Source organism: Corynebacterium glutamicum ATCC 13032, assembly GCF_000011325.1.
Lineage (GTDB): Bacteria > Actinomycetota > Actinomycetes > Mycobacteriales > Mycobacteriaceae > Corynebacterium > Corynebacterium glutamicum.
Genome location: NC_003450.3, coordinates 504,309 through 528,011 on the forward strand (window position 1 = coordinate 504,309; position 23,703 = coordinate 528,011).

A 23,703-nucleotide genomic window follows, 5' to 3' on the forward strand; every position below is an offset into this window, starting at 1 on the left:
ACCCGAAGGAAAAAACATGACTACCGAATCAATAGTTGCGCACAATGCTGCAGGTACAGCACCTCAGAATGTGTCCTCTGCTAAGAAGAAGTACCTCAGCGTTGCCCAAGGCGTTGCCCTTATCTACGGAACCAACATCGGCGCCGGTGTGCTCAGCCTCCCATACGCTGCCCGCAACGGTGGTTTCCTCGCCCTGGTTGTTGCCCTGCTCATTGCGGGAACACTGACCACCATCTCCATGCTCTACATCGCCGAAGTATCCCTGCGCACCAAGAAGCCACTGCAGCTTTCCGGCCTGGCAGAAAAATACCTGGGGCAGTGGGGCCGCTGGCTGGTGTTCATTGCCATTGTGGTCAACAGCGTGGGTGCACTGATTGCCTACGCATCAGGATCCGGCATTTTGATAGGCAACCTCACCGGCCTGCCACCAATCGTGGGCACCCTTGGATTCTTTGTTTTAGGCACCTTGATCATGTGGAAAGGCCTGCACACGGCAAGCTTCGTGGAGGCATTGATCACCACTGGCATGGCAACGATCATCATCGTGCTGTGTGGATGGACAGTGCTTGGCCCTGGAATTTCCGCAGACAACCTGATCGTGTTCCACCCATTCTTCATCGTTCCGATCATGAACCTCGCGGTCTTTACCTTCCTTGCCCAATATGTGGTTCCAGAAATCGCACGAGGAGTTAACCCTGCCACCCCGAAGGCAGTGCCACGCGCGATCATCATCGGCATGGTCGCAACTGGTGTCACCCTGGCAGCTGTACCATTCGCGGCACTAGGGCTTCTGGGCACAGGCGTCAGTGAAGTTGTCACCATCTCCTGGGGCGAAGCACTCGCCCCAGTGGCCTATTACATGGCCAATGCCTTCGCACTATTGGCCATGTTCACTTCATTCATCGCCATTGGATTCACCGCGATGCGCAACGTACTAGATATTGGCCACTGGCCACAACACGGATGGCAGCGATCCGTTGCTGTCGGACTAACTGTTCTTCCACCACTGGCAATTTCACTTGCGGGATTAGGCGGATTCGTGGCAGCACTGAGCTACGCCGGAGGATTTGCCGGAGCAATCATGTCCATCATCCCCGTGCTGTTGCTGCGCAACTCCCGCAAGAGTGGTGACCAAGAACCAGTGTGGAAAGCCACCTGGCAAGCGCACCCCATCTTCCAGATCCTGTTGATTGTGGTGTACTCCCTGGCGTTTGTGTACTCGGTTCTCGCGATCGTCGGATTAATGCCTGCGGGTTGGGCATAGTCACTTCCTGTTGTGGCTGCCTGTTGCAGCCAAATACGGCCAACGGCTCCTTGGAAATTTAAGGGGTCGTTGGCCTTATTATTTTAGGGAAAGCCCATCCTTACCTTGCCAAGGGAAGCCTGTACATGCTGGTCAGGGACATTTTTATGGGTGATAATGGGGTTATGAATAAAAAACTTAATACCCCAAATCCCTGGATGTTATTCATCCGCTCATTTGATGGCATCATCACTGTCGCAGCCCTTGTTGCCATCGCAATACATCTCATTTTATGGCTGGCTCTAGATCTAGATGGCCTTGCTAAAAACTGGCCTTTAATAGCCATCGTTATCGTAGGTGGCATTCCGTTGATGTGGGATGTGCTGAAATCAGCCATTAAAACTCGCGGTGGCGCGGATACTTTAGCAGCAGTCTCCATCATTACTTCTGTGTTGTTAGGGGAGTGGTTGGTTGCCGCGATCATCGTGCTCATGCTCTCTGGTGGTGAAGCGCTAGAAGAGGCAGCATCACGGCGAGCCAGTGGCACCTTGGACGCACTTGCCCGGCGCGCACCAAGTACAGCTCACCGCCTGTTGGGTGCAACCATTCTTGATGGAACCGAAGAGATCGCCGTGGAAGAGATCACGGTTGGTGATTTAGTGGCGGTGCTCCCGCATGAACTTTGTCCCGTGGATGGTGAAATCGTGGCAGGCCACGGCACCATGGATGAGTCTTATCTCACGGGTGAGCCCTATGTGGTGAGTAAATCTAAAGGTTCGCAAGCAATGTCGGGTGCAGTCAATGGTGATACTCCGCTGACGATTGTTGCCACAAAGCTTGCCCATGATTCCAGATACGCCCAAATTGTTGGTGTACTCCATGAAGCAGAAAACAACCGCCCAGAAATGCGCAGGATGGCTGACCGTCTTGGCGCGTGGTATACGGTGATTGCACTTGCCCTCGGTGGTCTTGGCTGGATTGTCTCCGGCGACCCAGTGAGGTTCTTGGCTGTTGTCGTTGTCGCCACCCCATGTCCATTGCTCATTGCAGTGCCAGTGGCGATCATCGGTGCGATTTCTCTTGCGGCTCGTCGGGGCATCATCGTGAAGAACCCTGGAATGCTGGAAAACGCTTCAGGAGTAAAGACAGTGATGTTCGATAAGACTGGAACGCTCACCTATGGCAGGCCAGTGATTACTGATATCCACACTGCTCCCGGAGTTGAGGAAGATACAGTCCTAGCTTTGGCTGCTTCAGTAGAGCGCTACTCCAGACACCCGTTGGCTGACGCGATTCGTGAGGGCGCAAAAGCCAGGGAACTTCATCTGCCTGATGTAGTGGAAGTATCGGAACGTCCAGGACAGGGACTAACCGGCACGGTGGGCGAGCACCTGGTTCGAATAACCAATAGGCGCAGCACACTAGAAATTGATCCAGACAGCAAGAACTACATTCCGGTGACAAGTTCCGGCATGGAATCTGTGGTGCTTGTTGATGATAAATATGCAGCACTCATTCGCCTCCGGGATGAACCTCGTGCATCTGCCAGTGAGTTCATCGCGCACTTGCCCAAGAAGCACAAAGTGGACAAGCTCATGATTATCTCTGGTGATCGCGCATCTGAGGTTCGTTACCTTGCGGACAAGGTTGGCATTGATGAGGTACACGCAGAGGCCTCACCGGAAGACAAGCTGAACATTGTTAATCGGCATAATGAGCACGGCGCCACCATGTTCTTAGGTGATGGAATCAACGATGCGCCAGCCATGGCCGTTGCCACCGTTGGTGTCGCGATGGGAGCAGACTCCGATGTCACGTCCGAAGCAGCAGATGCTGTGATTTTGGATTCTTCCCTGGAACGTCTCGACGATCTGCTCCACATCAGTGCACGGATGCGTCGAATAGCGTTGCAATCTGCGGGCGGTGGCATGGCGTTGAGTGTCATAGGAATGATCCTCGCGGTATTTGGATTCTTGACGCCACTGATGGGTGCGATCTTCCAAGAGGTCATTGACGTGCTGGCTATCCTCAATTCCGCTCGGGTCGCACTGCCACGCGGAGCGATTAGTGATTTTGATACGCAAGAAAAAGTTTCTTAGCAGGGTAACCTAAATGTCGTGACATTTCGAGGCGGAAACACTGGCGCAAAGCACGCGGTCGTTGTTGGTTCTGGCCCCAATGGGTTGACCACGGCGGCGGTGCTGGCCAAAGCAGGTTGGCAAGTAGATGTGTATGAGGCGGCGCCAACCCCTGGAGGGGCGGCGCGCTCAGAAAGCGTTCTGGGGGAGGGGACTATCAGCGATTTGGGTGCCGCAGGGCATCCTTTCGGGGTGGCAAGCCCAGCTTTTCACTATTTGGGTCTGGAAGATCACGGCCTGGAATGGGCGTATTCTCCCTTTGCGATGGCCCACCCGTTAGATTATGGCAGGGCCGGACTGCTGGAAACGTCACTCCCAGAGACCGCCAAAAAGCTTGGACCTGATGCACGTCGTTGGAAGAATTTGCACCAGGGCTTAACCAAAAACATTGATAAACACTTGGCCAATCTATTAGGGCCGGTGCTGAAATGGCCAGCACATCCGATTCGGATGGCAAAGTTTGGCCCATTTGCGTTGCTGCCCGCGAAACGTCTAGCCAGTGCCGCTTTTGAAACAGAAGAAGCCCGATCCCTGTTTATCGGTTCGGCGATGCACTCGGTGACTCCACCACACAAGCCGATGACCGCATCACTTGGATTGCTTTTTGGCGCTCTGGGGATGTCGCGAGGATGGCCGGTTGCAGTTGGGGGAAGCGGACGGATCGTCGATGCTCTGGTCAATGTCATAAACCATCACGGTGGCACCATTCACTGCGATTCACAGATTGATTCCCTCTCACAATTCCGCGACACCGATGCCATTATTCTGAACCAAACCCCCTCACAGGTGCTGAAACTCAAAGGAACTGACCTTAATGCAGGGCTTCCGCAACGCATGAGCACCTGGAAACACGGACCAAGTTCCTACAAAGTGGACTACCTCCTCGACGGACCAATTCCCTGGAGCAATCCCCAGGTAGGCCAGGCCACAACCGTCCATGTGGGCGGAAGCTCTGAGGAAATCGCTTTCGCAGAAGCAGAAGTCGCAGCGGGGCGGATGCCCGAACGCCCGTTTATCATTTTGTGCCAACAACAAGTGGCGGATCCTTCACGCGCCCGGGAGGGGCGCCACGTCGTGTGGGCCTACGCGCATGTGCCGCGGGGTTTCGTCGATAAGCGAGCTGCTTTATTAATCACTGCGCAGATTGAACGCTTCGCCCCCGGTTTCCGTGATCGCATCGTGCATTCAGTGGATACCAACGCGGAGGATTTAGAGGCGTGGAACCCCAATCTTGTTGGCGGAGACATCACCGCAGGGTCCGCGCTGCTTCGGCGAATGCCGACCAAAATCGGCGAGAAAACGTACATGGCATCCGCCTCCAACGCGCCGGGCGGGGGAGTCCACGGAATGCCCGGCTGGTGGGCAGCGCAAGCCGTTTTAGCAGATCACAGGTAGAATTGCGACATGGAGCCCACCGTAAAAGCCAGCGCGCGCCACACCATCCACGTCACCGCCGACACCTGGCGCATCCGCCTGAGTGCCTCAGCCCACTCACACCCCAACGACGCGTACGCGCGCCGGGCTACGGCAATTTCCGCCATAGGCAGCGTGCTTATCGACGTCCCCCTCCAAGGCGAACGCATCTCTGAATCCACTGCATACGACGGCCAAATCAACGCCGACTGGAACGCAGAAGTCACCGGCACCGATGTGAACATCGCACGCGACATCATCTCCCGGCTCGCAGCGGTGCCAGACGTTCAAGTCGACGGCCCGTTGTGGTCCTTGAGTGACAGTTTGGCTGCAGAGGCTGCTGTGGAGGCATTGCAAGGTGCTGCCGACACTGCGCGGAACACCGCGACCGCCATCGCAGAATCCCTCGGCGGGCAGCTAGGTGCACTTCTCTACGCAACAACCGACACCCACAGCTCCACACCGATACCAGCACGCGCAGAAATGATGGCAGCAAAAGCCTCCATACCACCGCGCACACTCGACCTAGAACTCGCCCCCTCTGACATCGAAGTCACCAAAGAAATCGCCGTGACCTTTGAATTCCTTGCAGGCTAAACCGCGATTTGGTATTTCGGCCGATCCTGCCCTAAAGTAATAGACCGAAGTTTGAACGATCGGCCACGCGCCAGATCGAGCTCAAGGTTCACCGAAGACCGTAGGTCATCCGCATGACGGATCGAAGGTTTCCTACCCTTAGGAACGGCCCACGCAGGAGACACTTGAACGCCTTAGATTCCTTATGTGGAATGTATAGCGCCCTGTGCTCTTGCACGGGGCTTTTCTCATTGGTTTATTGACCGTGTGAAAGCTCCGCGGATCAGTAGATTACACATAAGAGGAAGGAGGCGAAGTAATGGCAAACCCAAGAAACGAAGCAGCTCTGGCAGAGCTCAAGGCACGTTTCGCTGAGACCGACACCGTCGTTCTCACCGAGTACCGTGGCCTGACCGTGGCTCAGACCACCGAACTGCGTAAGGCACTGGGCTTCGATGTCCAGTACTCCGTCGCCAAGAACACCCTTGTTAAGATCGCCGCTAACGAAGCTGGCGTCGAGGGCCTTGATGATCTCCTGACCGGTCCAACCGCTGTTGCCTTCATCAAGGGCGAAGCAGTTGACACCGCTAAGGTGCTGAAGAAATTCGGCGAAGAAAACAAGGCATTCGTAGTCAAGGGTGGCTACATGGATGGCAACGCGCTGACCGCTGAACAGGTCAACGCAATCGCCGAGCTGGACAACCGTGAGACCACTCTCGCGAAGCTTGCCGGCGCCATGAAGGGCAGCTTGGCAAAGGCCGCAGGCCTGTTCAACGCTCCTGCTTCCCAGGTCGCACGCCTCGCCGTTGCGCTCCAGGACAAGAAGGACGCATAAGTCGCCACCAGGCGCACCAGTTTTACCCCAAACTTTTTCGAGCGTGTTAAACGCTCAACAACAGGAAGGATGCCACCATGGCTAAGCTCACCAAAGACGAGCTCATCGAGGCTTTCAAGGAAATGACCCTCATCGAGCTCTCCGAGTTCGTTAAGGAATTCGAAGAGGTCTTCGACGTAACCGCAGCTGCTCCAGTTGCAGTTGCTGCTGCAGGCGCTGCAGGCGGCGAAGCTGCTGCTGCAGAAGAGAAGGACGAGTTCGACGTCGTTCTCGAAGACGCAGGCGCAAAGAAGATCGGCGTCATCAAGGCTGTCCGCGAGCTCGTCTCCGGCCTGGGCCTGAAGGAAGCAAAGGAGCTCGTTGAGGGCGCACCTAAGGCTATCCTCGAGGGCGCAAACAAGGACGACGCTGAGGCTGCAAAGGCTAAGCTCGAAGAGGCTGGCGCAAAGGTCACCCTTAAGTAAGAACTTTCTTACACCTTTTCAAAACCCCACACCCTGGACTCGATCCAGGGGTGGGGTTTTGTGCTGTCTGGGGTGGGTTTGGGTTGGGTTTTGGGGTTTGTTGGGGTCGGCGGTGTCTTAAGTTCGATTTCACGGTAGCGGTTTCTCAACTACGGTTTCGCGGGCTCAATTTCTTAAGAGCGATTTCACTCGGTTTTTGGTGGTTTTGCGAATGGTCTCGAAGGTAAGAAATTGGATTTGAGAAATTGTATTTGAGGTATCGAACTTAAGTGGGGGAGTCCTTCGCCTCGATATGGCTGCAGCAGTCCTATTGCTCGACTTCGCGTGTGCTGACTTCTCATGCTCAACTTCTCGTCATACGACTTCAGTAGGAAATCCTGACGGCGCCGACGGAAGTCGACCACGTGAAGTCGAGTGTGTGAAGTCGCCCTTTAAGGCCCGTAAAGCACTCCACAACACTTCACGGCAGGCCGTAATTTCCCTGTGAGGTACTTTCTTGCAAGTTGTAGCGCACCGCCGATACCAATGCCTGGCGGGTGCTCCGGTAACATCGTCCGCATGCTGCCTAAATCCCGGATTTTCTCCGCAATCTTGCTCGGAATTGGTGTGGCACTTGTGGTCTGGGGTCTGGTGGCTCCGCGCTTTGTGCACGCTGATGGCCGTTTGCCTCTTGATTTGGAGGCGACGACGTACGTTCTCCATGACTCTGACGCTCAGACCACTATTAATTCTGATCCGTTGGCCGGTGTGGTGACTACGCCGGTGACTCGTCAGTTGCATTTTGAGGTGATGGATCCGGCGAGTGCTGATGATGCCACTATTCGTATTGGTGATTCGATGTTGCGTGGTAATCCTGATACTCAGGGTTTTGAGCAGGAACGGCTCCTGTCAGCGACTGTGTCGAGTTTCCGCATTGATCGCACCTCTGGTGAGGTTTTGTCCGATATTGCGCTGACTAATCAGTTGGCGAGCCCTACGGTGCAGTATTCGGTGGATGGCATTTGGTTGAAGTTCCCAACTGACGCGCAGGAGACCACTTACAACGTGGTGGATCCGGTGCTGAGGTCTGCGCTGCCGGCGGATTTTGTGGAGTCCACGGAGATCGATGGCCGTGAGGTGCTGCATTACCGTCAGGTGATTGATAACGTGAATGTGGCGGAGTATTTCGCGGATGCCAACAACACCACCACGTTGACTAAAGAGGATGGCGGTACCACGACGGGCTATTTTTATCACAATGTGACTCGTGATTTTTGGGTGGATCAGCGTACCGGTTTGGTTGTCGATCTAGCTGAAAATATTGATGATTTTTACGGCGACCGCAGCGGCCAGAAGTACGAACAGAAATTGCTTTTCGACGCCTCCCTCGACGATGCAGCTGTCTCTAAGCTGGTTGCACAGGCCGAAAGCATCCCTGATGGAGATGTGAGCAAAATCGCAAATACCGTAGGTATTGTGATCGGTGCGGTATTGGCTCTCGTGGGCCTGGCCGGGTGTTTTGGGGCGTTTGGGAAGAAACGTCGAGAAGCTTAACCTGCTGTTCAAATAGATTTTCCCTGTTTCGAATTGCGGAAACCCCGGGTTTGTTTGCTAGGGTGCCTCGTAGAAGGGGTCAAGAAGATTTCTGGGAAACGCGCCCGTGCGGTTGGTTGCTAATAGCACGCGGAGCACCAGATGAAAAATCTCCCCTTTACTTTCGCGCGCGATTGGTATACTCTGAGTCGTTGCGTTGGAATTCGTGACTCTTTTTCGTTCCTGTAGCGCCAAGACCTTGATCAAGGTGGTTTAAAAAAACCGATTTGACAAGGTCATTCAGTGCTATCTGGAGTCGTTCAGGGGGATCGGGTTCCTCAGCAGACCAATTGCTCAAAAATACCAGCGGTGTTGATCTGCACTTAATGGCCTTGACCAGCCAGGTGCAATTACCCGCGTGAGGTGCTGGAAGGACCCATCTTGGCAGTCTCCCGCCAGACCAAGTCAGTCGTCGATATTCCCGGTGCACCGCAGCGTTATTCTTTCGCGAAGGTGTCCGCACCCATTGAGGTGCCCGGGCTACTAGATCTTCAACTGGATTCTTACTCCTGGCTGATTGGTACGCCTGAGTGGCGTGCTCGTCAGAAGGAAGAATTCGGCGAGGGAGCCCGCGTAACCAGCGGCCTTGAGAACATTCTCGAGGAGCTCTCCCCAATCCAGGATTACTCTGGAAACATGTCCCTGAGCCTTTCGGAGCCACGCTTCGAAGACGTCAAGAACACCATTGACGAGGCGAAAGAAAAGGACATCAACTACGCGGCGCCACTGTATGTGACCGCGGAGTTCGTCAACAACACCACCGGTGAAATCAAGTCTCAGACTGTCTTCATCGGCGATTTCCCAATGATGACGGACAAGGGAACGTTCATCATCAACGGAACCGAACGCGTTGTGGTCAGCCAGCTCGTCCGCTCCCCGGGCGTGTACTTTGACCAGACCATCGATAAGTCAACTGAGCGTCCACTGCACGCCGTGAAGGTTATTCCTTCCCGTGGTGCTTGGCTTGAGTTTGACGTCGATAAGCGCGATTCGGTTGGTGTTCGTATTGACCGCAAGCGTCGCCAGCCAGTCACCGTACTGCTGAAGGCTCTTGGCTGGACCACTGAGCAGATCACCGAGCGTTTCGGTTTCTCTGAAATCATGATGTCCACCCTCGAGTCCGATGGTGTAGCAAACACCGATGAGGCATTGCTGGAGATCTACCGCAAGCAGCGTCCAGGCGAGCAGCCTACCCGCGACCTTGCGCAGTCCCTCCTGGACAACAGCTTCTTCCGTGCAAAGCGCTACGACCTGGCTCGCGTTGGTCGTTACAAGATCAACCGCAAGCTCGGCCTTGGTGGCGACCACGATGGTTTGATGACTCTTACTGAAGAGGACATCGCAACCACCATCGAGTACCTGGTGCGTCTGCACGCAGGTGAGCGCGTCATGACTTCTCCAAATGGTGAAGAGATCCCAGTCGAGACCGATGACATCGACCACTTTGGTAACCGTCGTCTGCGTACCGTTGGCGAACTGATCCAGAACCAGGTCCGTGTCGGCCTGTCCCGCATGGAGCGCGTTGTTCGTGAGCGTATGACCACCCAGGATGCGGAGTCCATTACTCCTACTTCCTTGATCAACGTTCGTCCTGTCTCTGCAGCTATCCGTGAGTTCTTCGGAACTTCCCAGCTGTCTCAGTTCATGGACCAGAACAACTCCCTGTCTGGTTTGACTCACAAGCGTCGTCTGTCGGCTCTGGGCCCGGGTGGTCTGTCCCGTGAGCGCGCCGGCATCGAGGTTCGAGACGTTCACCCATCTCACTACGGCCGTATGTGCCCAATTGAGACTCCGGAAGGTCCAAACATTGGCCTGATCGGTTCCTTGGCTTCCTATGCTCGAGTGAACCCATTCGGTTTCATTGAGACCCCATACCGTCGCATCATCGACGGCAAGCTGACCGACCAGATTGACTACCTTACCGCTGATGAGGAAGACCGCTTCGTTGTTGCGCAGGCAAACACGCACTACGACGAAGAGGGCAACATCACCGATGAGACCGTCACTGTTCGTCTGAAGGACGGCGACATCGCCATGGTTGGCCGCAACGCGGTTGATTACATGGACGTTTCCCCTCGTCAGATGGTTTCTGTTGGTACCGCGATGATTCCATTCCTGGAGCACGACGATGCTAACCGTGCACTGATGGGCGCGAACATGCAGAAGCAGGCTGTGCCACTGATTCGTGCCGAGGCTCCTTTCGTGGGCACCGGTATGGAGCAGCGCGCAGCATACGACGCCGGCGACCTGGTTATTACCCCAGTCGCAGGTGTGGTGGAAAACGTTTCAGCTGACTTCATCACCATCATGGCTGATGACGGCAAGCGCGAAACCTACCTGCTGCGTAAGTTCCAGCGCACCAACCAGGGCACCAGCTACAACCAGAAGCCTTTGGTTAACTTGGGCGAGCGCGTTGAAGCTGGCCAGGTTATTGCTGATGGTCCAGGTACCTTCAATGGTGAAATGTCCCTTGGCCGTAACCTTCTGGTTGCGTTCATGCCTTGGGAAGGCCACAACTACGAGGATGCGATCATCCTCAACCAGAACATCGTTGAGCAGGACATCTTGACCTCGATCCACATCGAGGAGCACGAGATCGATGCCCGCGACACTAAGCTTGGCGCCGAAGAAATCACCCGCGACATCCCTAATGTGTCTGAAGAAGTCCTCAAGGACCTCGACGACCGCGGTATTGTCCGCATCGGTGCTGATGTTCGTGACGGCGACATCCTGGTCGGTAAGGTCACCCCTAAGGGCGAGACCGAGCTCACCCCGGAAGAGCGCTTGCTGCGCGCAATCTTCGGTGAGAAGGCCCGCGAAGTTCGCGATACCTCCATGAAGGTGCCTCACGGTGAGACCGGCAAGGTCATCGGCGTGCGTCACTTCTCCCGCGAGGACGACGACGATCTGGCTCCTGGCGTCAACGAGATGATCCGTATCTACGTTGCTCAGAAGCGTAAGATCCAGGACGGCGATAAGCTCGCTGGCCGCCACGGTAACAAGGGTGTTGTCGGTAAAATTTTGCCTCAGGAAGATATGCCATTCCTTCCAGACGGCACTCCTGTTGACATCATCTTGAACACCCACGGTGTTCCACGTCGTATGAACATTGGTCAGGTTCTTGAGACCCACCTTGGCTGGCTGGCATCTGCTGGTTGGTCCGTGGATCCTGAAGATCCTGAGAACGCTGAGCTCGTCAAGACTCTGCCTGCAGACCTCCTCGAGGTTCCTGCTGGTTCCTTGACTGCAACTCCTGTGTTCGACGGTGCGTCAAACGAAGAGCTCGCAGGCCTGCTCGCTAATTCACGTCCAAACCGCGACGGCGACGTCATGGTTAACGCGGATGGTAAAGCAACGCTTATCGACGGTCGCTCCGGTGAGCCTTACCCGTACCCGGTTTCCATCGGCTACATGTACATGCTGAAGCTGCACCACCTCGTTGACGAGAAGATCCACGCACGTTCCACTGGTCCTTACTCCATGATTACCCAGCAGCCACTGGGTGGTAAAGCACAGTTCGGTGGACAGCGTTTCGGCGAAATGGAGGTGTGGGCAATGCAGGCATACGGCGCTGCCTACACACTTCAGGAGCTGCTGACCATCAAGTCTGATGACGTGGTTGGCCGTGTCAAGGTCTACGAAGCAATTGTGAAGGGCGAGAACATCCCGGATCCAGGTATTCCTGAGTCCTTCAAGGTTCTCCTCAAGGAGCTCCAGTCCTTGTGCCTGAACGTGGAGGTTCTCTCCGCAGACGGCACTCCAATGGAGCTCGCGGGTGACGACGACGACTTCGATCAGGCAGGCGCCTCACTTGGCATCAACCTGTCCCGTGACGAGCGTTCCGACGCCGACACCGCATAGCAGATCAGAAAACAACCGCTAGAAATCAAGCCATACATCCCCCGGACATTGAAGAGATGTTCTGGGGGGAAAGGGAGTTTTACGTGCTCGACGTAAACGTCTTCGATGAGCTCCGCATCGGCCTGGCCACCGCCGACGACATCCGCCGTTGGTCCAAGGGTGAGGTCAAGAAGCCGGAGACCATCAACTACCGAACCCTCAAGCCTGAGAAGGACGGTCTGTTCTGCGAGCGTATCTTCGGTCCAACTCGCGACTGGGAGTGCGCCTGCGGTAAGTACAAGCGTGTCCGCTACAAGGGCATCATCTGTGAACGCTGTGGCGTTGAGGTCACCAAGTCCAAGGTGCGCCGTGAGCGCATGGGACACATTGAGCTCGCTGCACCAGTAACCCACATTTGGTACTTCAAGGGCGTTCCATCACGCCTCGGCTACCTTTTGGACCTTGCTCCAAAGGACCTGGACCTCATCATCTACTTCGGTGCGAACATCATCACCAGCGTGGACGAAGAGGCTCGCCACAGCGACCAGACCACTCTTGAGGCAGAAATGCTTCTGGAGAAGAAGGACGTTGAGGCAGACGCAGAGTCTGACATTGCTGAGCGTGCTGAAAAGCTCGAAGAGGATCTTGCTGAACTTGAGGCAGCTGGCGCTAAGGCCGACGCTCGCCGCAAGGTTCAGGCTGCTGCCGATAAGGAAATGCAGCACATCCGTGAGCGTGCACAGCGCGAAATCGATCGTCTCGATGAGGTCTGGCAGACCTTCATCAAGCTTGCTCCAAAGCAGATGATCCGCGATGAGAAGCTCTACGATGAACTGATCGACCGCTACGAGGATTACTTCACCGGTGGTATGGGTGCAGAGTCCATTGAGGCTTTGATCCAGAACTTCGACCTTGATGCTGAGGCTGAAGAGCTGCGCGACATCATCAACAATGGCAAGGGCCAGAAGAAGATGCGTGCACTGAAGCGCCTGAAGGTTGTTGCAGCCTTCCAGCGTTCCGGCAACGATCCTGCCGGCATGGTTTTGAACGCGATCCCAGTGATCCCACCAGAGCTTCGCCCAATGGTTCAGCTTGACGGTGGTCGCTTCGCTACCTCCGACTTGAACGACCTTTACCGTCGTGTGATCAACCGCAACAACCGTCTGAAGCGCATGATTGAGCTCGGTGCACCTGAGATCATCGTGAACAACGAGAAGCGCATGCTGCAGGAATCTGTGGACGCGCTGTTCGACAACGGTCGTCGTGGTCGCCCAGTTACCGGACCGGGTAACCGTCCGCTGAAGTCTCTGTCTGACTTGCTCAAGGGCAAGCAAGGCCGTTTCCGTCAGAACCTTCTGGGTAAGCGTGTTGACTACTCTGGTCGTTCCGTAATTATCGTTGGTCCTCAGCTGCGCCTCCACGAATGTGGTCTGCCTAAGCTGATGGCTCTCGAGCTCTTCAAGCCTTTCGTCATGAAGCGCTTGGTGGAGAACGAGTACGCACAGAACATCAAGTCTGCAAAGCGCATGGTTGAGCGTCAGCGCCCTGAGGTGTGGGACGTCCTCGAAGAGGCCATCTCTGAGCACCCAGTGATGCTGAACCGTGCACCAACCCTGCACCGCTTGGGCATTCAGGCTTTCGAGCCTGTCCTTGTTGAGGGTAAGGCTATTCAGCTGCACCCACTTGCTTGTGAAGCTTTCAACGCCGACTTCGATGGTGACCAGATGGCAGTTCACCTGCCGCTGTCCGCTGAAGCTCAGGCTGAGGCTCGCGTGCTGATGCTTGCATCCAACAACATTTTGTCCCCAGCTTCCGGTAAGCCTTTGGCTATGCCTCGTCTGGATATGGTGACCGGTCTGTACTACCTGACTCTGGAGAAGTCTTCCGAGGAGTTCGGTGGACAGGGCGCTTACCAGCCTGCAGATGAAAACGGTCCTGAAAAGGGCGTGTATTCCTCACTGGCAGAAGCAATCATGGCTTATGACCGTGGTGTACTTGGCCTGCAGGCCCCAGTTCGCATCCGTTTGAACCACCTGCGCCCACCAGCTGAGGTAGAAGCAGAGCAGTTCCCAGATGGATGGAACCAGGGCGAGACTTGGTTGGCTCACACCACCTTGGGTCGCGTTATGTTCAACGAGATCCTGCCTTGGAACTACCCATACCTTGAGGGCGTTATGGTCCGTAAGGGTGGCGGCTCCGACAAGATCATGCTTGGCGACGTAGTCAATGACCTCGCTGCTAAGTACCCAATGATCACCGTGGCTCAGACCATGGACAAGATGAAGGATGCTGGCTTCTACTGGTCAACCCGTTCCGGTGTGACCATCGCTATGTCTGACGTTTTGGTTCTTCCTAACAAGGAAGAAATGCTGGACCGCTACGAGGAATCTGCACGCCAGATCGAAGTTAAGTACAACCGCGGTAAGCTCACCGGCCGTGAGCGCTACGACCGTCTGGTCGAGCTGTGGAAGGACGCAACTGACGAGGTTGGACAGGCTGTCGAGGATCTGTACCCAGACGACAACCCAATTCCAATGATCGTGAAGTCTGGTGCTGCCGGTAACATGCGTCAGATCTGGACCCTTGCTGGTATGAAGGGCATGGTTGTGAACTCGAAGGGTGACTACATCACCCGCCCGATCAAGACTTCCTTCCGTGAAGGCTTGACCGTTCTCGAGTACTTCAACAACTCCCACGGTTCCCGTAAGGGCCTGGCCGATACCGCGCTGCGTACCGCTGACTCCGGTTACCTGACCCGTCGTCTTGTTGACGTCGCTCAGGACGTCATCGTGCGTGTTGAGGACTGTGGCACCCGCCAGGGTGTTCGCGTTCCTGTCGCTGCTGAGGTTCTGGATGCAACTGGTGCTGTCACCGGCTACACCCGCCATGACCTGATCGAGACTTCTGTCTCCGGTCGTGTTCTGGCTGGCGATGCAACCAACGCTGCAGGCGAGGTTGTGCTTGCTGCTGGTACCGACCTGACCGAGCTCAACATTGACCTTCTGGTCGAGGCTGGCATCAAGGACGTCAAGGTTCGTTCCGTACTTACCTGCCAGACCCCAACCGGTGTTTGTGCTAAGTGCTACGGCAAGTCCATGGCTTCCGGCCAGCAGGTTGATATCGGAGAGGCTGTCGGTATTGTTGCTGCACAGTCCATTGGTGAGCCTGGTACCCAGCTGACCATGCGTACCTTCCACCAGGGTGGTGTCGGTGGCGATATTACCGGCGGTCTGCCTCGTGTTCAGGAGCTGTTTGAGGCACGTGTTCCTAAGAACTGTGCACCAATTGCTTCTGTTGAAGGTGTTATCCACCTTGAGGATGAAGGCAACTTCTACACTCTGACCATCGTTCCTGACGATGGCTCCGACAACGTTGTCTACGAGAAGCTGTCCAAGCGACAGGGTCTTGCATCCACTCGCGTGGCTATGGAGTCCAACGCTGGTGCGTTCATTGAGCGCACCTTGACCGAAGGTGACCGCGTCACCGTTGGTCAGCGTCTGCTCCGTGGTGCAGCTGATCCACACGACGTGCTCGAGATCCTCGGTCGCCGTGGTGTGGAGCAGCACCTCATCGATGAGGTGCAGGCTGTTTACCGTGCACAGGGTGTGGCCATCCACGACAAGCACATCGAAATCATCATTCGTCAGATGCTGCGTCGCGGTACCGTCATTGAGTCCGGTTCCACCGAGTTCCTTCCTGGTTCTTTGGTTGACCTCTCTGAGGCGAAGCTGGCTAACTCTGAGGCAATCGGTGCGGGCGGTCAGCCTGCAGAGCTGCGTTCTGAGATCATGGGTATCACCAAGGCCTCTCTCGCAACTGAGTCTTGGCTGTCTGCAGCGTCCTTCCAGGAGACCACTCGTGTCCTGACTGATGCTGCTATCAACAAGCGCTCCGATAAGCTCATCGGCCTGAAGGAGAACGTGATCATCGGTAAGCTGATCCCAGCTGGTACTGGTATTTCCCGTTACCGCAACATCTCCATCAAGCCAACCGAGGCTGCTCGCAACGCCGCATACTCGATCCCAACTTATGGTGAGTCGATTTACGGTGACGATGGATTCGGTGAGTTCACCGGCGCATCCGTCCCATTGGATGAGGCTTTCTAGAGCAAGGAAACCTTAAATCCAGCACAGCTAATTGGTCGCTGAGAAGTTGAGGCCCTGGATCTACTTGAAAAAGTAGAACCAGGGTCTCCTTTCTTTTTGTACACAGACGTGGGGAATAAAACCCTTAACCCCAGATTCTTAGGCAAATCCCCAGATCAGACCTAGTTTTATAACTATGTGGAAACTATCTATTGGCATCGCAGTTGGTGCCATCTTGTTCGGTTTAGGTCTGTGGGGAACCCACTTTGAAGACACCGTCATCTCGATCGCAGGATGGGTCGGAACGTTCGCGTCGTTTGCGGTGTGGTTCTGGGTCATTTGGTGGGCAGCGGTAGGAAATACAAAAAGCCCACTCTAAGATGGCAGGGTATGGATGAGCTGCTCAAACAGGAAGTCAAGGATTTCCTCACCACCAGGCGTGCACGGATTACGCCGGCCGCTGCGGGACTAGAAACGCAGCCGTGGAGTGATCGTCGGGTGCCGGGGCTTCGGCGGGAAGAAGTCGCGGATCTGGCGGGCATTTCTTTGGAGTATTACATCCGGTTTGAGCGCGGAAATCTCAAGGGTGCATCGCCTGAAATATTGCAATCGTTGGCTAAGGCTCTCCAACTGAGCCCAATTGAGCGCGAACACCTTCACAATTTGGCTTATCGCGCCGACCATCCGCGCAACCTACCTAGTGCAGAGACCCCAACGGCACCCCTCCAGGACATCGTTGATGCGGTCACAGATAAACCGGCGTGGATCCGCAACGAGCAGATGGATATTTTGGCTACAAATCGGCTCTGCGCGGAACTTTACGCCCCGATTTTCAAGGATCTGCCCGATCGGCCCAACACTGCGCGGCATTGCTTTATCGGCGCAACAGCCTCCGAGTTCTGGGTGGACCGGGATCAGTTCAGTGCGGAGTTCGCTGCCAAACTACGCCTCGAGTACGCCCGGCGCCCCAGCGTGCCAGGTTTAAAGGAGCTTATCGACGAGCTCCATCAGAAAAGTTCTGTTTTCCGCGATAATTGGGCGTCTGCTGATGTTTTGTCATTCGGCTCTGGCATCAAACGTTTCAGGCACCCAACACTGGGGGAGCGGGTCTATGAATACGAGACGTTTAATCTCAATAGTGCACCGGGGTATGTGTTGAGCATTTACTTTTAGGTGGTGGAGGGGCGCGTCGACAAGCTTTTTAAATGTTTTTCTTGGTGACTACGCTGACTCCGCCCATGAACGCCAGGCCTTTGATGTGGACCGTGGGCGCGTTGCTTGGCAGGCGCGCGGGATTGAGTGCACCGGCCTTGTCCACAGACTGTTCGAAGCCGCCGAAAATGCCCATGCCATCACAAATGACAAAAACACCCTCGGGAACAATAATCTCGATGCCACCCATGAATGTGTAGGCGTTGATCTGAATGCGGTCGCTTTCCAGGAAGGCGTCGCGCAAATCGATCTGATTGCCGCCCATCATGGCGAAGGATGTGTGAACATTAGGCACATGCCATCCACCTTTGCGCACGGTGCCACCCATAAACGAGACCGACATTTTGGAGCCATTCGGGTTGCCGGTAATCCTGTTGCGGACAATATTTACAGGATCTGACACATTGGGCATCGCTGGGGGAGTGGTCTCGTAGGCCGCCGGCGCATAGGAGGCGCCGGGAAATTGCTGACCAAGCAGAGTGTAGGGATTGTCGTTCACATCAGAGATCAGCTCTACAAGAGTGTCTAAGTGGCGGGCATTCCATGCTTTGGAGGAGCGATCTTCAAATTCCTCCAAAGTGAGTTGACCTCGGGAAACAGCTGCAGAAAGTTCATCCACGACTTGGTTTCGGTTAAGGTCAGTGGCGAGCTTCTTTGCTGGTTCGTTTCCTTGAGGAACAGTCATGGGAACCATTCTAACAAGGGATTTGGTGTTTTCTGCGGCTAGCTGATAATGTGAACGGCTGAGTCCCACTCTTGTAGTTGGGAATTGACGGCACCTCGCACTCAAGCGCGGTATCGCCCCTGGTTTTCCGGGACGCGGTGGCGCATGTTTGCATTTGATGAGGTTGTCCGTGACATGTTTGGTCGGGCCCCAAAAAGAGCCCCCTTTTTTGCGTGTCTGGACACTTTTTCAAATCCTTCGCCATCGACAAGCTCAGCCTTCGTGTTCGTCCCCCGGGCGTCACGTCAGCAGTTAAAGAACAACTCCGAAATAAGGATGGTTCATGCCAACTATTCAGCAGCTGGTCCGTAAGGGCCGCCACGATAAGTCCGCCAAGGTGGCTACCGCGGCACTGAAGGGTTCCCCTCAGCGTCGTGGCGTATGCACCCGTGTGTACACCACCACCCCTAAGAAGCCTAACTCTGCTCTTCGTAAGGTCGCTCGTGTGCGCCTTACCTCCGGCATCGAGGTTTCCGCTTACATCCCTGGTGAGGGCCACAACCTGCAGGAGCACTCCATGGTGCTCGTTCGCGGTGGTCGTGTTAAGGACCTCCCAGGTGTCCGTTACAAGATCGTCCGTGGCGCACTGGATACCCAGGGTGTTAAGGACCGCAAGCAGGCTCGTTCCCGCTACGGCGCGAAGAGGGGATAATTAAAAATGCGTAAATCAGCAGCTCCTAAGCGTCCAGTAGTTCAGGACCCTGTATACAAGTCCGAGCTCGTTACCCAGCTCGTAAACAAGATCCTCATCGGTGGCAAGAAGTCCACCGCAGAGCGCATCGTCTACGGTGCACTCGAGATCTGCCGTGAGAAGACCGGCACCGATCCAGTAGGAACCCTCGAGAAGGCTCTCGGCAACGTGCGTCCAGACCTCGAAGTTCGTTCCCGCCGTGTTGGTGGCGCTACCTACCAGGTGCCAGTGGATGTTCGCCCAGAGCGCGCAAACACCCTCGCACTGCGTTGGTTGGTAACCTTCACCCGTCAGCGTCGTGAGAACACCATGATCGAGCGTCTTGCAAACGAACTTCTGGATGCAGCCAACGGCCTTGGCGCTTCCGTGAAGCGTCGCGAAGACACCCACAAGATGGCAGAGGCCAACCGCGCCTTCGCTCACTACCGCTGGTAGTACTGCCAAGACATGAAAGCCCAATCACCTTTAAGATCAACGCCTGCCGGCGCCCTTCACATTTGAATAAGCTGGCAGCCTGCGTTTCTTCAAGGCGACTGGGCTTTTAGTCTCATTAATGCAGTTCACCGCTGTAAGATAGCTAAATAGAAACACTGTTTCGGCAGTGTGTTACTAAAAAATCCATGTCACTTGCCTCGAGCGTGCTGCTTGAATCGCAAGTTAGTGGCAAAATGTAACAAGAGAATTATCCGTAGGTGACAAACTTTTTAATACTTGGGTATCTGTCATGGATACCCCGGTAATAAATAAGTGAATTACCGTAACCAACAAGTTGGGGTACCACTGTGGCACAAGAAGTGCTTAAGGATCTAAACAAGGTCCGCAACATCGGCATCATGGCGCACATCGATGCTGGTAAGACCACGACCACCGAACGCATCCTCTTCTACACCGGCATCAACCGTAAGGTCGGTGAGACCCACGACGGTGGCGCAACCACCGACTGGATGGAGCAGGAGAAGGAACGCGGCATCACCATTACCTCCGCCGCGGTTACCTGTTTCTGGGATAACAACCAGGTCAACATCATTGACACCCCTGGCCACGTTGACTTCACCGTTGAGGTTGAGCGTTCCCTCCGCGTGCTTGACGGCGCAGTTGCTGTGTTCGACGGCAAGGAAGGCGTTGAGCCACAGTCTGAGCAGGTTTGGCGTCAGGCTACCAAGTACGACGTTCCACGTATCTGCTTCGTGAACAAGATGGACAAGCTCGGTGCTGACTTCTACTTCACCGTTGGCACCATCGAGGACCGCCTGGGTGCAAAGCCATTGGTTATGCAGCTCCCAATCGGTGCTGAGGACAACTTCGACGGCGTCATCGACCTTCTTGAAATGAAGGCACTGACCTGGCGTGGAGTTACCCCAATTGGTACCGAAGCTACCGTTGAGGAGATCCCAGCAGAGCTCGCAGACCGCGCAGCTGAGTACCGTGAGAAGCTTCTCGAGACCGTTGCAGAGTCCGACGAAGAGCTCATGGAGAAGTACTTCGGTGGCGAAGAGCTCAGCATCGCTGAGATCAAGGCAGCTATCCGTAAGATGGTTGTTAACTCTGAGATCTACCCTGTTTACTGTGGCACCGCCTACAAGAACAAGGGCATCCAGCCACTGCTCGACGCAGTCGTTGACTTCCTGCCTTCCCCACTGGATCTCGGCGAGACCAAGGGCACTGACGTTAAGGATCCTGAGAAGGTTCTGACCCGTAAGCCTTCCGACGAAGAGCCACTGTCTGCACTTGCATTCAAGATTGCAGCTCACCCATTCTTCGGTAAGCTGACCTTCGTTCGTCTGTACTCCGGCAAGGTTGAGCCAGGCGAGCAGGTTCTTAACTCCACCAAGAACAAGAAGGAACGCATTGGTAAGCTGTTCCAGATGCACGCCAACAAGGAAAACCCTGTTGAGGTTGCACACGCTGGTAACATCTACGCGTTCATCGGCCTGAAGGACACCACCACCGGTGACACCCTCTGTGACGCAAACGCTCCAATCATTCTTGAGTCCATGGACTTCCCGGATCCAGTTATCCAGGTTGCTATTGAGCCTAAGACCAAGTCTGACCAGGAGAAGCTCGGCGTAGCTATCCAGAAGCTTGCTGAAGAAGACCCAACCTTCACCGTTCACTTGGACGATGAGTCCGGCCAGACCGTCATTGGCGGCATGGGCGAGCTGCACCTCGATGTTCTTGTTGACCGCATGAAGCGCGAGTTCAAGGTTGAGGCAAACATCGGTGACCCACAGGTTGCTTACCGTGAGACCATCCGTAAGCCTGTTGAGTCCCTCAGCTACACCCACAAGAAGCAGACTGGTGGTTCCGGTCAGTTCGCTAAGGTCATCATCACCATTGAGCCTTACGCACCTGAGGCAGACGAGCTTGAAGAGGGCGAGTCCGCAATCTACAAGTTCGAGAACGCTGTCACCGGTGGTCGTGTTCCACGTGAATACATCCCATCCGTTGACGCTGGTATCCAGGACGCAATGCAGTACGGCTTCCTGGCTGGCTACCCACTGGTTAACGTCAAGGCAACCCTTGAAGATGGCGCTTACCACGACGTTGACTCCTCTGAAATGGCCTTCAAGCTCGCCGGTTCCCAGGCGTTCAAGGAAGCTGTTGCAAAGGCAAAGCCAGTCCTCCTCGAGCCAATCATGTCCGTTGAAATCACCACTCCTGAGGAGTACATGGGTGAAGTCATCGGTGACGTGAACTCCCGCCGTGGCCAGATCGCTTCCATGGATGACCGTGCAGGCGCCAAGCTGGTTAAGGCTAAGGTTCCACTGTCTCAGATGTTCGGTTACGTCGGTGACCTTCGCTCTAAGACCCAGGGTCGTGCAAACTACTCCATGGTCTTCGATTCCTACGCTGAGGTCCCAGCCAACGTTGCCGCAGATGTTATTGCTGAGCGCAACGGCACCGCTTCCTAAAGATCGTTTAGATCCGAAGGAAAACGTCGAAAAGCAATTTGCTTTTCGACGCCCCACCCCGCGCGTTTTAGCGTGTCAGTAGGCGCGTAGGGTAAGTGGGGTAGCGGCTTGTTAGATATCTTGAAATCGGCTTTCAACAGCATTGATTTCGATGTATTTAGCTGGCCGTTACCCTGCGAATGTCCACAGGGTAGCTGGTAGTTTGAAAATCAACGCCGTTGCCCTTAGGATTCAGTAACTGGCACATTTTGTAATGCGCTAGATCTGTGTGCTCAGTCTTCCAGGCTGCTTATCACAGTGAAAGCAAAACCAATTCGTGGCTGCGAAAGTCGTAGCCACCACGAAGTCCAGGAGGACATACAGTGGCAAAGGCGAAGTTCGAGCGTACCAAGCCCCACGTAAACATCGGCACCATCGGTCACGTTGACCACGGTAAGACCACCACCACCGCGGCTATCACCAAGGTTCTGGCTGACACTTACCCTGAGCTCAACGAGGCTTTCGCCTTCGACTCCATCGATAAGGCTCCTGAGGAGAAGGAGCGTGGCATCACGATCAACATCTCCCACGTTGAGTACCAGACTGAAAAGCGCCACTACGCACACGTTGACGCTCCAGGCCACGCCGACTACATCAAGAACATGATTACCGGCGCTGCTCAGATGGACGGCGCAATCCTCGTTGTTGCTGCTACCGACGGCCCAATGCCTCAGACCCGTGAGCACGTTCTTCTTGCTCGCCAGGTTGGCGTTCCTTACATCCTCGTTGCTCTTAACAAGTGCGACATGGTTGAGGATGAGGAAATCATCGAGCTCGTCGAGATGGAAGTTCGTGAACTTCTTGCTGAGCAGGACTACGACGAAGAGGCTCCAATTGTTCACATCTCCGCTCTGAAGGCTCTTGAGGGCGACGAGAAGTGGGGCAAGCAGATCCTTGAGCTCATGCAGGCTTGCGATGACAACATCCCTGACCCAGTTCGTGAGACCGACAAGCCATTCCTCATGCCTATCGAGGACATCTTCACCATCACCGGTCGTGGCACCGTTGTTACCGGTCGTGTTGAGCGCGGTACCCTGAACGTGAACGATGATGTTGACATCATCGGCATCAAGGAGAAGTCCACCTCCACCACCGTTACCGGTATCGAGATGTTCCGTAAGCTTCTTGACTCCGCTGAGGCTGGCGACAACTGTGGTCTGCTTCTCCGTGGTATCAAGCGCGAAGATGTTGAGCGTGGCCAGGTTATCGTTAAGCCAGGCGCTTACACCCCTCACACCGAGTTCGAGGGCTCTGTCTACGTTCTGTCCAAGGATGAAGGTGGCCGCCACACCCCATTCTTCGACAACTACCGTCCTCAGTTCTACTTCCGCACCACCGACGTTACCGGTGTTGTGAAGCTTCCAGAGGGCACCGAGATGGTCATGCCTGGCGACAACGTCGACATGTCCGTCACCCTGATCCAGCCTGTCGCTATGGACGAGGGCCTGCGTTTCGCTATCCGCGAAGGCTCCCGCACCGTTGGCGCTGGTCGTGTCACCAAGATCATCAAGTAATTTGATGCTCTAACTGTTGAGGTCTTTTAGACTTTGACTAACTGACAGCGATCCCAGAGGAAATATCCTCTGGGGTCGCTGTTTTGTCGTTTCTAGGGTTGGTTTCGGAGTTGGTTTGTCTAGTCGGCGTCTTAGGTTCGATTTCACGGTTTCGGTACCTTGCGCTCAATTTGTTAGGGGCGATCTCAGTCATTTTTTGGTGGTCTTCCTAGTGGTCTTGAGATTAAGAAGGGGGACCTCCTCCGAGATATGACTGTATAAGTTCTACAGTTCGACTTCGCGTATGCTGACATCTCATGCTCAACTTCTCATCCCACGACTTCACTAGGAAATCCTGACATCGCCGACTGAAGTCGACCACGTGAAGTTGAGCGTGGGAACTCGTGTGATGAGAAGTCGCCCTTAGGAAATCGACTTCTACCAAACCACCTCCGAATCTGCATCC

General features: G+C 55.0%; 16 protein-coding genes. 15 read left to right on the forward strand and 1 reads right to left on the reverse strand.

The window, feature by feature from the left end; all coding sequences use genetic code 11:
- The first annotated feature begins 16 nt into the window (after positions 1 to 16).
- The 11 genes from CGL_RS02465 (at position 17) to CGL_RS02515 (ending at position 17,339) form a co-directional block, all read left to right on the forward strand.
- Entirely contained in the window at positions 17 to 1,264 is a 1,248-nt protein-coding gene (locus CGL_RS02465) for an aromatic amino acid transport family protein (protein WP_011013684.1), read from the forward strand.
- Positions 1,265 to 1,389: 125 nt separating this feature from the next.
- Positions 1,390 to 3,342, forward strand: coding sequence for a heavy metal translocating P-type ATPase (locus tag CGL_RS02470; RefSeq protein WP_011013685.1), 1,953 nt, complete (start codon positions 1,390 to 1,392; stop codon positions 3,340 to 3,342).
- Between the two features lie 18 nt (positions 3,343 to 3,360).
- Positions 3,361 to 4,776 carry a phytoene desaturase family protein gene (locus tag CGL_RS02475; protein ID WP_011013686.1) on the forward strand — a complete coding sequence of 472 codons (1,416 nt, stop codon included), beginning with the start codon at positions 3,361 to 3,363 and terminating at the stop codon, positions 4,774 to 4,776.
- 9 nt (positions 4,777 to 4,785) lie between these two features.
- Entirely contained in the window at positions 4,786 to 5,391 is a 606-nt protein-coding gene (locus CGL_RS02480; protein WP_011013687.1) for an SIMPL domain-containing protein, read from the forward strand.
- 298 nt (positions 5,392 to 5,689) lie between these two features.
- Positions 5,690 to 6,205, forward strand: coding sequence for a 50S ribosomal protein L10 (rplJ, locus tag CGL_RS02485; RefSeq protein WP_011013688.1), 516 nt, complete (start codon positions 5,690 to 5,692; stop codon positions 6,203 to 6,205).
- Between the two features lie 77 nt (positions 6,206 to 6,282).
- Positions 6,283 to 6,669 (forward strand): 50S ribosomal protein L7/L12, encoded by a 387-nt coding sequence (gene rplL, locus CGL_RS02490; RefSeq protein ID WP_003854210.1) that lies wholly within the window; start codon positions 6,283 to 6,285, stop codon positions 6,667 to 6,669.
- A 558-nt stretch (positions 6,670 to 7,227) separates the two neighbouring features.
- A complete protein-coding gene (locus CGL_RS02495; RefSeq protein WP_011265568.1) occupies positions 7,228 to 8,202 on the forward strand; it encodes a DUF3068 domain-containing protein in 975 nt (324 codons plus the stop codon).
- Between the two features lie 402 nt (positions 8,203 to 8,604).
- A complete protein-coding gene (locus tag CGL_RS02500; protein WP_011265569.1) occupies positions 8,605 to 12,102 on the forward strand; it encodes a DNA-directed RNA polymerase subunit beta in 3,498 nt (1,165 codons plus the stop codon).
- An 83-nt stretch (positions 12,103 to 12,185) separates the two neighbouring features.
- A complete protein-coding gene (locus CGL_RS02505) occupies positions 12,186 to 16,187 on the forward strand; it encodes a DNA-directed RNA polymerase subunit beta' (RefSeq protein WP_011013691.1) in 4,002 nt (1,333 codons plus the stop codon).
- 175 nt (positions 16,188 to 16,362) lie between these two features.
- Positions 16,363 to 16,545 (forward strand): hypothetical protein, encoded by a 183-nt coding sequence (locus CGL_RS02510; protein WP_003860534.1) that lies wholly within the window; start codon positions 16,363 to 16,365, stop codon positions 16,543 to 16,545.
- 11 nt (positions 16,546 to 16,556) lie between these two features.
- The gene (locus tag CGL_RS02515) at positions 16,557 to 17,339 is read left to right on the forward strand and encodes a helix-turn-helix domain-containing protein (RefSeq protein ID WP_011013692.1); all 783 of its coding nucleotides are present in this window, start codon (positions 16,557 to 16,559) and stop codon (positions 17,337 to 17,339) included.
- 28 nt (positions 17,340 to 17,367) lie between these two features.
- Here CGL_RS02515 and CGL_RS02520 read toward each other — a convergent pair whose 3' ends face one another.
- The gene (locus tag CGL_RS02520; protein ID WP_011013693.1) at positions 17,368 to 18,063 is read right to left on the reverse strand and encodes a DUF1707 SHOCT-like domain-containing protein; all 696 of its coding nucleotides are present in this window, start codon (positions 18,061 to 18,063) and stop codon (positions 17,368 to 17,370) included.
- Positions 18,064 to 18,385: 322 nt separating this feature from the next.
- Between CGL_RS02520 and rpsL the strand changes: the two genes are divergently transcribed.
- The 4 genes from rpsL to tuf all read left to right on the forward strand — a co-directional run bounded on the left by rpsL (position 18,386) and on the right by tuf (position 23,258).
- Complete coding sequence (gene rpsL / locus CGL_RS02525) at positions 18,386 to 18,754, forward strand: 30S ribosomal protein S12 (protein ID WP_003854221.1); 369 nt, start codon at positions 18,386 to 18,388, stop codon at positions 18,752 to 18,754.
- Positions 18,755 to 18,760: 6 nt separating this feature from the next.
- Entirely contained in the window at positions 18,761 to 19,228 is a 468-nt protein-coding gene (gene rpsG / locus CGL_RS02530) for a 30S ribosomal protein S7 (RefSeq protein ID WP_003854222.1), read from the forward strand.
- Positions 19,229 to 19,575: 347 nt separating this feature from the next.
- Entirely contained in the window at positions 19,576 to 21,705 is a 2,130-nt protein-coding gene (fusA, locus tag CGL_RS02535) for an elongation factor G (protein WP_011013694.1), read from the forward strand.
- Positions 21,706 to 22,067: 362 nt separating this feature from the next.
- Entirely contained in the window at positions 22,068 to 23,258 is a 1,191-nt protein-coding gene (tuf, locus tag CGL_RS02540; protein WP_011013696.1) for an elongation factor Tu, read from the forward strand.
- Positions 23,259 to 23,703 lie beyond the last annotated feature (445 nt).